The organism is Nesterenkonia rhizosphaerae (genome assembly GCF_039544555.1).
Taxonomy (GTDB): Bacteria; Actinomycetota; Actinomycetes; order Actinomycetales; family Micrococcaceae; genus Nesterenkonia; species Nesterenkonia rhizosphaerae.
In genome coordinates this window covers 1,555,388-1,567,919 of sequence record NZ_BAABLW010000007.1, presented here as the reverse complement: position 1 = coordinate 1,567,919, position 12,532 = coordinate 1,555,388, and the positions used below count along the sequence as shown (strand labels likewise).

Sequence of the window (12,532 nt, the reverse complement as noted above, 5' to 3'; positions counted from 1 at the left end):
TACTCCTATGGCCACTCCCACTCCGGTGCGCAAGGCGCGCGCCGCACTCCTCGGGCTGCTCATTCTCCTCTTGGGTATGGGCGGCCTGCTTGCCTATGGCGTCGCTGATGGCCGTGCTCAATGGGCACCGCTACTGGCTCTGGACCTCGAAGGCGGCACCCAGATGGTGCTTGCCCCGCAGGTCGAAGCTGGTGAGCAGATCGACAGCGAGCAGCTGCAGCAAGCGGTGGAGATCATCCGCCAGCGCGTAGACGGAAGCGGAGTCGCCGAAGCCGAGATCACCACGCAGGGCGCAGAGAACGTTGTGGTGTCTCTGCCGGGTGTCCCAGATCAGCGCACCCGAGAGCTCATCCAGGCCAGTGCGGACATGGAGTTCCGACCCGTACTTCAGACCGGCGTAGACATTGACTACGTGGAGAATGTGCTCCTGGCTGAGGACAACGAAGAGCTCACGGACGAAGAAGCCGAGGCCATTGAAGCCGAAGTTGATGACGCCCGGGAGGAGCAGGATGAAGAAGCTGCCCGCCCGGAGGATTTCCCTGAGCCTGAGGGTGAGCCGCAGAACAACTCTGACCTGAACTGGATCACTCCTGAGCTGGCCGCAGACTTCGAGAACTACAGCTGCTCGCGCGACGCCAGTGTTGACGAACGCAGCTCCGCCGAGGCTGATGAGCCCACGATCACCTGTGACCCCAACTCCGGTGCCACCTACCTGCTGGGACCGGTGGATGTACCAGGAACTCTGATCTCCGACGCCAGCTTCGGTTCCGCCCAGGATCGTCCAGGCTGGGTGGTTCACCTATCCTTCGATTCTGAAGGTACTGAACGCTTCCGCGAGTCCTCCACCCGTCTGAATGGGTTTCCCCAGGGGGATCCGCGCAACCAGTTCGCCATCGTCCTTGACGGACATGTCATCTCCGCACCGGGAATGATCAACCCCATCCTTGACGGAAACGCGCAGATCAGCGGAGATTTCACCGAGGAGGACGCACGTAACCTCTCCGAACAGCTGCGCTACGGCTCACTGCCCATCAGCTTCAGCATCGAATCCGAGCAGCAGATTTCGGCCACTCTGGGCCAGGATCAGCTCCGTATGGGTCTGCTGGCTGGCATCATCGGCCTGCTGCTCACCGCTGGGTATGCCATCTTCCAATACCGCGCACTAGCCCTTGCGGTGACTATCCCGTCGCTGGTCGTGGTCGGTGTCATCACCTGGTGGGCTATCTCGCTCTTAGGCTGGACTGACGGCTACCGTCTCTCACTGGCTGGTATTGCCGGCCTGATCCTCTCGATTGGACTCACTGCCGATTCTTTCGTGGTGTACTTCGAACGCATCAAGGATGAGCTGCGAGAAGGTCGCTCCCTGCCAGGTGCCGTAGAGGCCGGCTGGTCCAGGGCACGCCGTACTATCCTCGCCTCCAAAGCCGTCAACGTACTCGCCGCCGTCGTGCTTTATCTGGTAGCAGTGGGCAACGTGCGCGGCTTCGCCTTCACGCTGGGTCTCACCGCGCTGATCGACGTCATCCTGGTGTTCCTGTTTACCCACCCGCTGATGCAGGTGCTGGCGCGACGGAAGTTCTTCGCCTCCGGGAAGAGATTCTCTGGTCTCAGTGCTGACGAACTCGGAGTAGATGTGCTTTATCGCGGTGCCGGAAGGTTTGCTCGCAGCAACGTGGTGCACTCCGGAGCTGTCGAGGGCGAAACAGCCGCCGAGAGTGTCACCGGCGATTCCGACAACCCTGCGCGTGCGGCACGCCAGCAGGAAGTACCCGATATCCCTGAGGATGAGTGGGCCCAGATGACCATCGCTGAACGGCGCCGCGCCCGTGAGGAGCGTTCACGAGCTAGCGGCGTATTGGCTGATCAGGCACAGGAAGAGGCACGCTGATGGCAGCAGGATTCTCCAAGGCCGGAAATCAGCTCTACACCGGCGAGCGCAGCTTCCCCTTCATCCAGCGTTCCAACCTGTGGTTCATGGTTGCCGCGCTGCTGATGGTTGCCGCTGTGGCCGTGCCTTTCTTCCGCGGAGGCTTCAACCTAGGAATTGAGTTCACCGGCGGCAGCGAGTTCACCATCTCGCAGACTCAGGACACCGATATCAGCATCGGTGAGGACGTCGTCTCGGAAATCTCGGGACAGACCGCAGCGGTGACGAACATCGCTCCTGGCACAGTGCGGGTTCAGACTGAAGAGCTGGACGACGAGCAGACGCTTGAAGTAGCACAGGCCCTGCAGGATGGCTACGGCGTCTCGGCAGAGCAGGTCTCGTCCAGCTTCATCGGCCCGGTTTGGGGTGAGCACGTCTCACAGCAGATGCTCATCGGCCTGGTGATCTTCCTAGTGCTGGTTACGCTATATATGGCGTTCTACTTCCGGACCTGGAAGATGTCCCTGGCAGCGATCGCAGGCCTCGGATTCGTCGTGGTCACGACCGTCGGCATCTATTCGCTCTCCGGCTTCGAAGTCACACCGAGTGCGATTATCGGCTTCCTGACGATCCTCTCCTACGCGCTCTACGACACAATGGTGGTCTTCGACAAGATCCGCGAGAACCTGGAGTCGCTGCAGCAGCAGAAGGATCAGACCTTTACCGAACGGGTGAATCTCGCGATCAACCAGACTCTGGTGCGATCCATCAATACCTCAGTGGTCGGTATCCTGCCGGTTGGGTCGATCCTGTTCATCGGCTCCTGGCTGCTGGGCGCCGGTACGCTGCGCGATATCGCGCTGGCCCTGTTCATCGGCATCATTGTGGGCACGATCGCCACTATCTTTGTTCAGGCCCCGCTCTACGCCCGGATGCGTCGCCATGATGCAGATATCAAGGCCCATACTGACGAGGTGTTGGCACTGCGTCAGGAGCGCGGCATCGGTAGCGTTACGGCCTCGGGCACCCCCTTGGACGACCACGGCAGGCCAGTGCCATTCCCACCACTGCCAGAACCCGAGCCGGAAGAGCTTGAGGACGAGGATCTCGGCTACGAGATTGTCATCAGCGCTGACACCCCGGATCATTCGGGTCACGAATCTCGATAGAATAGCCCCTATGGCGTTTTCCGACCAGGGTTCTGGGCGGAGCGCCCGACCCGGGAAGGCAGGCGTCAGTGACTCAGGACAGTGCATCAGCACGCGCGGCCTCGGCCGGTTCTGCCCCCGAAGCAGCCAGCAGTAAAGGCCTGACCATGTCAGATAGCTCTGCTGCGTCCGAAGGATCATCGACGCCTGAGGCTTCGACAGGAGACGTTCGTCCCGTGGTTCCGCGCCGGTCCCGAAGCGTAGGCGTCGTCGCCGGCTCCAGCGACTCACCTCTGCTGGAGCCGCTGCTTCGCGCGATGAGGTCCAACGGCGCCGATCAGGACCTTCCGCTGATCCGACGAGCTTTCGACGTCGCTCATCACCACCACCGTGATCAGAAGCGCAAGAGCGGCGATCCCTACATCACCCACCCCGTCGCCGTGGCGACGATCCTCGCCGAACTCGGCCTCAACGGTTCCACGCTTGCAGCGGCCCTGCTGCATGACACTGTGGAGGACACCGAGTACAGCCTCGAACAGCTGACCGATGAATTCGGTGAAGAGATCGCGCAGCTGGTCGACGGAGTGACGAAGCTCGATAAGCTGAAATTCGGCGACGCCGCCCAGGCTGAAACAGTACGCAAAATGGTCCTGGCCATGGCCAAGGACATTCGGGTGCTGATGATCAAGCTCGCTGACCGTCTGCACAACGCCCGCACCTGGAGATACGTCCCAGCAGAGTCCAGTGCCCGCAAAGCCAAAGAGACCCTGGAGATCTTCTCGCCACTGGCACATCGGCTGGGCATGAACACCATCAAATGGGAGCTTGAGGATCTGTCCTTCGCGGCCCTGTACCCGAAGGTCTACGAGGAGATCGTCCGACTGGTGGGGGACAGGACGCCGCAGCGCGAGAAGTTTCTCTCCGAGGTGCGGCAGCAGATCGCCGATGATCTTAACGGTGCAAACATCGCAGCAACAATCACCGGCCGGCCCAAGCACTATTACTCGATCTATCAGAAGATGATCGTGCGCGGAAAAGAATTCGACGATATCCATGACCTTATGGGTGTCCGTGTGCTGGTTGACTCTGTGCGCGACTGCTATGCGGCCCTGGGCACTCTGCATGCCCGCTGGAACCCGCTGCCTGGGCGGTTCAAGGACTACATCGCGATGCCGAAGTTCAACATGTACCAGTCACTGCACACCACGGTGCTTGGTCCTTCGGGGAAACCGGTGGAGGTGCAGATCCGTACCTATGAAATGCACCGGCGCGCTGAATATGGTGTGGCTGCTCACTGGAAATACAAGCAGCAGGGAAGCTCCCAGACCGAGGAATCCTCGGTCTCTACCGCACCGGCCTCCGTAGCCCCTGGTGCCCGGCAGCAATCACAAGCCACCGCTGATATCGGCTGGTTGCGTTCGTTGGTGGACTGGCAGTCTGAAACAAAAGACCCGGACGAGTTCCTCGAGTCGCTGCGCTATGAGATCAACGCCAAAGAGGTCTTCGTCTATACGCCGAAGGGCGAGGTCATCTCCCTGCCGGCTGGGGCTACGCCGGTAGATTTTGCATACACCATTCACACCGATGTGGGACATAAGACGATCGGTGCCCGGGTCAATGGCAAACTTGTGCCGCTGAGTTCAGAGCTGCAGCACGGCGACTGGGTGGAGATCTTCACCTCCAAGGCTGAAGGTGCTGGTCCCAGCAATGACTGGCTGATGTTCGTCAAGTCCGCCCGGGCGCGCAATAAGATCCGTCAGTGGTTCTCCAAGGAACGCCGCGAAGAATCTATTGAACGCGGCAAGGAAATGTTGACCAAGGCGGTGCGGAAGTCCAGCCTGCCGCTGCAGAAGGTCATGAATCCAGATGTGCTGCAGACCATCGCCCAGCAGCTTCACTATGCAGATATCTCGGGCCTGTACGCCGGAGTCGGTGAGGAGCACGTCTCCACACAGAACGTCATCGAACACCTCACGGCTCTCTTTGATACCGAGGACGAGGACTCCGAGGAGCACGACACCACCCCGATCACCTCACCGAGTATGCGCCCCTCTGAGTATTCAGACGCCGGCGTGGTGGTCAAAGGTGCTGGCAATGTGCTTGCCAAGCTCGCCCGCTGCTGCACACCCGTGCCGCCGGATGAGATCGAGGGCTTCGTCACCCGAGGTCAGGGAGTGTCCGTTCACCGGGCAGACTGCCGCAACGTCCGTCAGCTGCGGGAGCAGCCTGGACGTCTCGTCGAGGTTGAATGGGCTCCCACTAAGTCTTCTGTGTTCCTGGTGGAGATCCAGGTCGAAGCCCTGGACCGGAAGTCACTGCTCTCGGATGTGACACGAGTACTCGCCGAGTCCCAGGTCAATATCCTCTCCGCGACTGTCCACACCTCCCGCGACCGAGTCGCGATCTCACGGTTCAGCTTTGAGATGGGGGATCCGCGCTATCTCAACCATGTGCTGAATTCTGTACGCCGTATCGACGGGGTCTACGACGTCTACCGCACCGTGGGTAAGCGTCGCGAACTCCACGATTAGAGTGCTCTGCCCAGCAGGTCCTGCACGGTCTCTGGGTCGATACTGATGCGCGCCGTATAGGTCAGCCTCCTGCAGACGGTCTCAGCCAGCTCAGGCGCAGAGCAATTCGTTGCCGCTACCAACTGAGCTACTAGCTCCAGTCTGCGGCGCAGTTCATGTTCGGCAGGCAGACTGGATCCACTGTTGGGACTTGCATCAGCAGGGTCGCTGAGCAGCTCGTCAAGCCGACGGCGGTCGCCAGGGATGCCCACGCCGACTAGCAGGTCCGCTGCAGTGCGCACGGGTGTGGTCACCGGCATCAGCGTGTCGTCGAGCTGTGCACATTCATCCGGTGACAGTGGAACCTGATGCACCTGCCAGCGCCGGAGTGGTCCGGTGGGACGGCGGAACGTACCCGACGAGATGACCGTGACAACCTGCGGGCCGTGACCACCCAAGTGAATCCAGGCTGCCGTTTCACCGCAGAGCACCGTTGAGTCACGCAGTGTCGAGCTGAGCACACTGGCTGCGGCCCCGGTGCGCAGGCTCCTGTCCGCGGGCAATTCTGCCCACGCGTAGACGTCTGCGAAGACATACTGCAGCACGCCGTCGAGACAGAGTGAGTGCAGCTCAGCCAGGCTGAAGGGGCGCCCGGGCCGGAGATAGTGCCCCTGCTGCGGTACAGGAGGTCCGGCAGCGCAGTGAGCAGTCGAATCGGAAGCCATGAACCAAGCTTCGCCGCCTGGGAGCGGCGTCTCAAGAGTGCTAGTGGGACTGTGGAAAGAAGTTCGGCGGAGCGGGTGAGACCCTGCAGTGAGAGTGTTTAGCTCTCCGGGTCGATCTCCACCAGCGTTCCTGCCTCCCGACCCAGGGCCGAACGCATATCGAGCGCGTGGGTCAGGATCTCCACTGCGGCAGCCTGGTCAATGGTCGAGCGCTGATTCTTCGCCTCCACACCAGCGGCTCGCATCTTTTCGGCTGCAGAGACTGTGGAGAGCCTCTCATCTATCAGCCGCACCTGGGTGGGGCTGGCCTGCTCCGCCAGTTGTGACGCTAGAGCCACAGCGTAGTCGCGGGCCTTCTGGGTCGACGGTGTCTCTGTCCCAGACAGCGATAGTGGCAAACCCACGTACACCACGACTGCGGCACGGTCGGCGATGATCTTCAGCAGCATTCGCAGATCAGAGCCCCGGTTAGCGTCTCTGCGTAGCGTCATGACCGGCGTTGCCATTAAGGCGTCGGGATCCGAAGCCGCCAAGCCTACTCGAACATCCCCGACGTCGACGGCGAGTCGAACTCCGGCGCGCGCACTCATCGGCTACTCAGCGTCCACGCACCGCAGCGACGACGGCGCTGAGTGCGTCGTCGATCTTGGCTGCGTCCTGCCCGCCGCCCTGTGCCAGATCGGGCTTGCCGCCGCCTCCGCCTCCGAGCACACCGCAAGCGGTCTTGACCAGTTCACCGGCGGCAAGTCCAGCGGCACGTGCTGCCTCTGTGGTGCCAATGACAATCACCGGGCGCCCCTTAGATTCAGCTGCCACCGCCACGACAGCGGCCTGGGAACCGAAGCGGCCGCGCAGATCCATCACCAGCTGGCGCAGATCGTCCCCGCCGGCGGAACCGGCATGGTGGGTCAAGACCGAGACGCCGTCGGCATCGACTGCCTGCTGCAGCAGATTTCCGGCCTGAGCCTTCAGCTGCTCTGACCGCAGCCGCTCCAGTTCGCGTTCAGTCTGCTTCAGCTTGGCGAGGGTGGCAGAAATACGATCCGGCACCTGATCTGCGGGAACCTTCAGCATCTCCGTCAACTGGTTCACCAGAGTGCGCTCAGCAGCAAAGTGCTTAAAAGCGTCAAGGCCGACCAAGGCTTCCACTCGGCGGTTGCCCGAACCGACTGAAGCTTCTGAGAGCAGAGCCATGGTCCCGATCTCGGAGGTGCTGGTGACGTGGGTGCCGCCGCAGAGTTCCCGCGACCACGGCCCGTTCATCTCCACGACGCGGACCTGATCTCCGTATTTCTCGCCGAAGAGCATCATCGCGCCCAGCGCCTTGGCCTCATCGAGGGCCATGACCTTGGTGGCCACCTCGTAGTTGTCACGGATCGCCAGGTTAGAGATTTCTTCCAGTTCCTGGCGAGCGGCGGGGGAGAGGGCGTCGTCGTGAGTGAAGTCGAAACGCAGGTATCCCTCCTTATTGAAGGACCCTGCCTGCACGGCCTCCGGGCCCAGGACATCATGGAGAGCTGCGTGGAGGATATGGGTTGCCGAATGTGCCTTCTGCGCGTCGAGGCGTCGACGGACATCAATACTGCCCAGCACTTCAGCCCCGGAGGGCACTTCGCCCGAGACCACCCGGGCGCGGTGCACGGACAGCCCCTTGATAGGCGACTGCACATCGGTGACTTCAAGCTCGAAGCCGTCACCAGTGATACGCCCAGTATCGGGGGCCTGGCCGCCGGCCTCCGCATAGAAGGGAGTGGCATCCAGAACAATTTCGATCTCATCGCCGGCAGCGGCCCGATCACGTGTCTCCCCGGCGACCAGCAGGCCACGGATACGGGACTCGGTAGTGTGCTCGGTGTAGCCGGTGAAGTGAGTGGGCTTTTCTGCCAGCAGTTTCTGGTACACCTCAGTGTTGGCATGCCCGGACTTCTTGCCCTTGGCATCGGCGCGGGCACGCTCGCGCTGCTCGGTCATCAGCGCACGGAAGGTCTCCTGGTCTACGCTGACTCCGGCCTCTTCTGCCATCTCCAAGGTCAGGTCAATGGGGAAGCCGTAGGTGTCATGAAGGGCGAAGGCATCATCGCCGGAGAGCGGACGGCCTGACTTCTTTGCGTGTGTCACCGCACTCTCAAGTCGTTCAGTGCCTGCAGAGATGGTGCGCAGGAAAGCTTGCTCTTCCTTCACCGCTACCTGGTGGATGGTCTCGAATCGCTCTGCCACTTCCGGATAGACACCCTTCATGGCGTCACGAGAGACGCTGAGCAGATCGCCGAAGACTGGTTTCTCCACCCCGAGCAGGCGCATGCCGAGAATGACACGGCGAATCAGCCGACGAAGGATGAAGCCGCCAGCCTCGTTGGAGGGGCGCACCCCGTCAGTGATGAGCATGAGAGCGCTGCGGACATGATCGGCGATCATCCGCAGCCGCACATCGGTGGTGTGATGCGGGTCCTGGGGATCTTCGGTGGAGGTATAGGTCACCCCAGCGAGCTCGGCTGCACGATCCAGGACGGGGCGGACCTGGTCGGTCTCATACATGTTCTCGACACCCTGGAGAATCATTGCCAGGCGCTCCAGGCCCAAGCCGGTGTCGATGTTCTTGTTCTGCAGAGGACCCGAGACTTCGAATTCAGTCTTCGAATGGACTGCCGAGAGCAGGTCCTGCATGAAGACCAGGTTCCAGATCTCCACATAGCGGGTGTCATCGGCGGCAGGGCCGCCTTCGATACCGTAGGCCGGGCCGCGGTCGTAGTAGATCTCGGAGCAGGGCCCGCCTGGGCCGGGCTGACCGGTGTTCCAGTAGTTGTCTTCAGCGTCGAATCGCTGAATGCGCTCCTGAGGCACTCCGACTGTGTCGCGCCAAATGGCCAGTGCTTCGTCGTCGTCCTCGTAGACGGTGACCCAGAGCCGCTCCGGATCCAAGCCGAAGCCGCGAAGGCCAGTTTCGGGATCGCCCTCCACCGGGGAAGTCAATAGCTCCCAAGCCATCGGAATTGCGGTCTCTTTGAAATAGTCCCCGAAGGAGAAGTTGCCGCACATCTGGAAGAAGGTGCCGTGACGTGCAGTCTTGCCCACCTCTTCGATGTCTGCGGTGCGGATGCACTTCTGCACGCTGGCAGCGCGGCGGTACGGCGGAGTCTCCAGACCCATGAAGTAGGGGATGAATGGCACCATGCCGGCAATAGTGAAAAGCAGAGATGGCTCAGGGGAGACCAGTGACGCCGAAGGTACCCGCTCGTGGCCTTTGGCGGCGAAGTAGTCGTACCAGGTGCTGGCGATGTCCTGAGACTTCATCGGAAGAAGCGTCCTTCTGCTGTGGGGCGTTGACTGGTCAATCTTAGTGGAACAGCGAGGCCAGTGCCTGCTGTGGTGTCGTGGTGAAACGGCTGGAGCCCGCCGCAACCCCTTACAGCGGGGTGGCGACGGGCTCCAGCGCGAAGATACTAAAGATCTAGCAGATCAGCGAGCGTAGTACTCGACCACGAGCTGCTCTTCGCAGGTCACGGGGACCTCAGCGCGCTTGGGCTTGCGGACCAGGGTGGCCTGCAGCTTCTCGATTTCCACGTTGAGGTAACCGGGAACAGCCGGGAGCACTTCCTGGTGAGCGCCGGCAGCGGCGATCTGGAAGGGCTCGAACTTCTCGGAGCGCTCGTGCACGTGGATCATCTGGCCGGGCTTGACGCGGAAGGACGGACGGTCCACGCGCTTGCCGTTGACCAGGATGTGACGGTGCACCACAAACTGGCGAGCCTGGGCAATGGTGCGGGCGAAGCCAGCACGCAGAACCAGGGCGTCCAGGCGGGACTCGAGCAGCTCGATGAGGTTCTCACCGGTCAGGCCCTCAGACTGGCGCTTGGCCTCCTCGTAGTAACGAGTCATCTGAGCTTCGCGGATGCCGTACTGGGCGCGAAGACGCTGCTTCTCGCGCAGACGCACCGCGTAGTCAGAGTCAGTCTTGCGGCGAGTACGGCCGTGCTGGCCGGGGCCGTAGGGACGACGGTCCAGGTACTTCTGGGCCTTCGGCGTCAGGGCAATGCCAAGAGCGCGCGAAGCCTTCACGGTCCGACGACCGCGCAGGGGGGTGGTGGGCATACTGGTGCCTTTCTTCAATCAGTCGGCTTGGTGATTTATTGCTCTCTGCGGCACGAATGAGCAGACAGCACCTGGCCTCCGCGATCCCTACGGAGAGCCCACGCTGCCGAGTAGCGTGGTCACTGTGACACGGGAGAAGAGGGATCTTTATAAAGAAGCTCACCCGCGCCTGCCAGACAGCAGACCATTCTATCAGTGATCATAGAGAAACCCCATCCTGAGAATAGGACGGGGTTTCTCTGGGCGTTGCCCGAGCCGGGCAGTGACTTCTTAACCGCGCAGTGCCTTACGATCGGGTCGCGCGCGGTAGGGGTCGACACCCTTGGGGATTGGTGGGCGGCTGATCGGTAGGGCCGACAGGCGACGTTCGACCTCGTGGACCTCGTGCTTATTGAGCTTCTTGTCCAGCTTCTTGATGTGCTTGGTGAGTTTGGGCAGTGGCACCTGGCCCTCACCCCGACCGGTTTCCACGACATGCACCGGGACTCCGGAGTCACGGAGAATGGGGCTGAAACGCTTACGGGTGCGCTGGACAAGCTTGGAGTGTGCGGAAACGCCTTCAGTCACCAGGATCAGGCCGGGCTTGCCCACAACGCGGAAGATGGCGTGCTGCGTCTTGGGGTCCATTGCTACGGGCTCTTCCGAGACCACCCAGCCGCGGCGCAAGGTGCCCAGCGCAGCCGCTGCAGCGCCGGGTCGGCCTTCGATCCTGGCAAAGGCTGCGCGTTCGGCGCGGCGATTCATGATGATCATCGCAGCAAGCAGGGCGAACGGCAGAGCCACCAGCAGCGCGGTGATCCAGTTCAGCCACCAGGTGACCAGAACAAAGATGACGGTGAAGGTCAGTAAGGCCGCCAGCGCCATCCACCAGCCGATATTGGGATCGTGCGAGCGGGTCATGTTGAAGACCTGCTTGATCCTGGAGAAGAAGCCTTCGCCGTTGGCCCGGTTCGCCTTGCGGCGGGCCTTGCGCTCCTGCTTCTCCACCTTCTGCTGCTGGCGCAGCTTCTTCAGCTCGGCCTTGGCCTGCGCTTTGGAGGTGACCTGGGGGGTGGTGGAGTTCGCTGCCATAATGGCCCCATTCTACCCGAGCCGCGGGCAGGATGCCCCCGCCCGCGGGACTAGCTCTGCCCAGCTCAGAACCCAGCAGCTACCAGGGTGGCTGCTTCCTGCTTGGTCTGGCCGGAAGGCTCGATGTGGCGAAGCTGCTCCGGGATCTCCCAGCCCTTCTTCTGCATGGCCTTGGCCCATAGCGAACCAGCGCGGTAGGAAGAACGCACCAGAGGACCGGACATCACACCGAGGAAGCCGATCTCCTCAGCCTCCTGCGAGATCTCCATAAACTCCTGGGGCTTGACCCAGCGGTCCACGGGAAGGTGCCTCGGAGTGGGGCGCAGGTACTGGGTGATGGTGATCAGGTCGCAGCCGGCGTCGTGCAGGTCCTGGAGGGCCTCAGTGACTTCTTCTCGGGTCTCACCCATCCCCAGGATCAGGTTGGACTTGATGATCATGCCATGCTTGCGCCCCTGGGTGAGCACGTCCAGCGAGCGCTCGTAGCGGAACGCGGGGCGGATGCGACGGAAGATACGCGGGACGGTCTCCACATTGTGGGCGAAGACTTCGGGTTTGGCTTCGCAGATGCCGGCGATGTTCTCTTCTTTGCCGGAGAAGTCCGGGATCAGGATCTCCACGCCGGTGCCGGGGTTCAGCTCGTGGATCTTGCGGATGGTTTCGGCGTAGAGCCAGACTCCCTCATCGGGGAGGTCATCGCGAGCCACACCGGTGACGGTGGCATAGCGCAGGTTCATCTCGCGCACTGATTCTGCCACCTGCAGCGGTTCTGATTCGTCCAGTGCACCGGGGCGGCCGGTATCGATCTCGCAGAAATCACAGCGTCGGGTGCAGGCGGATCCTCCGATGAGGAAAGTCGCCTCGCGGTCTTCCCAGCACTCAAAGATGTTCGGGCAGCCGGCTTCTTCGCAGACAGTATGCAGACCTTTGGAGCCCACGCGCTTCTTCATCGCGGCGAACTCCGGTCCCATTTTGACCTTGGTCCGCATCCACTCAGGCTTGCGTTCGACCGGTACCGCTGCGTTCTTCGCCTCGACGCGCAGCATGCGGCGACCTTCAGGGGCAATACTGCTGCTGCGGTTTCCGCCGGTGCCGCATGCTCCTGCGGTCCGTACTGCCTGT

Annotated in this window: 9 protein-coding genes; 3 read left to right on the top strand and 6 right to left on the bottom strand. The window is 61.9% G+C overall.

The window, feature by feature from the left end; all coding sequences use genetic code 11:
• The first annotated feature begins 7 nt into the window (after positions 1–7).
• From secD to ABEA23_RS13055, 3 genes are all read left to right on the top strand, one after another.
• A complete protein-coding gene (gene secD, locus ABEA23_RS13065) occupies positions 8–1,888 on the top strand; it encodes a protein translocase subunit SecD (RefSeq protein WP_345478439.1) in 1,881 nt (626 codons plus the stop codon).
• The gene (gene secF, locus ABEA23_RS13060) at positions 1,888–3,036 is read left to right on the top strand and encodes a protein translocase subunit SecF (RefSeq protein ID WP_345478438.1); all 1,149 of its coding nucleotides are present in this window, start codon (positions 1,888–1,890) and stop codon (positions 3,034–3,036) included. The genes secD and secF overlap by 1 nt, the downstream gene beginning before the upstream one ends.
• 146 nt (positions 3,037–3,182) lie before the next feature.
• Positions 3,183–5,546 (top strand): RelA/SpoT family protein, encoded by a 2,364-nt coding sequence (locus ABEA23_RS13055; RefSeq protein WP_345478437.1) that lies wholly within the window; start codon positions 3,183–3,185, stop codon positions 5,544–5,546.
• Here ABEA23_RS13055 and ABEA23_RS13050 read toward each other — a convergent pair.
• The 6 genes from ABEA23_RS13050 to lipA form a co-directional block, all read right to left on the bottom strand.
• Positions 5,543–6,250 carry a hypothetical protein gene (locus tag ABEA23_RS13050; protein ID WP_345478436.1) on the bottom strand — a complete coding sequence of 236 codons (708 nt, stop codon included), beginning with the start codon at positions 6,248–6,250 and terminating at the stop codon, positions 5,543–5,545. The genes ABEA23_RS13055 and ABEA23_RS13050 overlap by 4 nt on opposite strands.
• A 98-nt stretch (positions 6,251–6,348) precedes the next feature.
• Positions 6,349–6,840, bottom strand: coding sequence for a Holliday junction resolvase RuvX (gene ruvX, locus ABEA23_RS13045; RefSeq protein WP_345478435.1), 492 nt, complete (start codon positions 6,838–6,840; stop codon positions 6,349–6,351).
• 7 nt (positions 6,841–6,847) lie between these two features.
• Positions 6,848–9,541: an alanine--tRNA ligase gene (gene alaS, locus ABEA23_RS13040; protein ID WP_345478434.1), complete on the bottom strand. Its 2,694-nt coding sequence runs from the start codon at positions 9,539–9,541 to the stop codon at positions 6,848–6,850.
• Between the two features lie 165 nt (positions 9,542–9,706).
• A complete protein-coding gene (gene rpsD / locus ABEA23_RS13035) occupies positions 9,707–10,339 on the bottom strand; it encodes a 30S ribosomal protein S4 (protein WP_044494790.1) in 633 nt (210 codons plus the stop codon).
• 270 nt (positions 10,340–10,609) lie between these two features.
• Complete coding sequence (locus ABEA23_RS13030) at positions 10,610–11,410, bottom strand: DUF4191 domain-containing protein (RefSeq protein WP_345478433.1); 801 nt, start codon at positions 11,408–11,410, stop codon at positions 10,610–10,612.
• A gap of 65 nt (positions 11,411–11,475) precedes the next feature.
• Positions 11,476–12,456, bottom strand: coding sequence for a lipoyl synthase (gene lipA / locus ABEA23_RS13025; protein ID WP_345478682.1), 981 nt, complete (start codon positions 12,454–12,456; stop codon positions 11,476–11,478).
• Positions 12,457–12,532: the final 76 nt, after the last annotated feature.

Coding starts and splice junctions, on each gene's coding strand:
- ABEA23_RS13055 (WP_345478437.1), top strand. CDS start 3,183: ATGTCAGATAGCTCTGCTGCGTCCGAAGGATCATCGACGCCTGAGGCT.
- alaS (WP_345478434.1), bottom strand. CDS start 9,541: ATGAAGTCTCAGGACATCGCCAGCACCTGGTACGACTACTTCGCCGCC.
- secF (WP_345478438.1), top strand. CDS start 1,888: ATGGCAGCAGGATTCTCCAAGGCCGGAAATCAGCTCTACACCGGCGAG.
- ABEA23_RS13030 (WP_345478433.1), bottom strand. CDS start 11,410: ATGGCAGCGAACTCCACCACCCCCCAGGTCACCTCCAAAGCGCAGGCC.
- rpsD (WP_044494790.1), bottom strand. CDS start 10,339: ATGCCCACCACCCCCCTGCGCGGTCGTCGGACCGTGAAGGCTTCGCGC.
- ABEA23_RS13050 (WP_345478436.1), bottom strand. CDS start 6,250: ATGGCTTCCGATTCGACTGCTCACTGCGCTGCCGGACCTCCTGTACCG.
- ruvX (WP_345478435.1), bottom strand. CDS start 6,840: ATGAGTGCGCGCGCCGGAGTTCGACTCGCCGTCGACGTCGGGGATGTT.
- secD (WP_345478439.1), top strand. CDS start 8: ATGGCCACTCCCACTCCGGTGCGCAAGGCGCGCGCCGCACTCCTCGGG.
- lipA (WP_345478682.1), bottom strand. CDS start 12,456: ATGCTGCGCGTCGAGGCGAAGAACGCAGCGGTACCGGTCGAACGCAAG.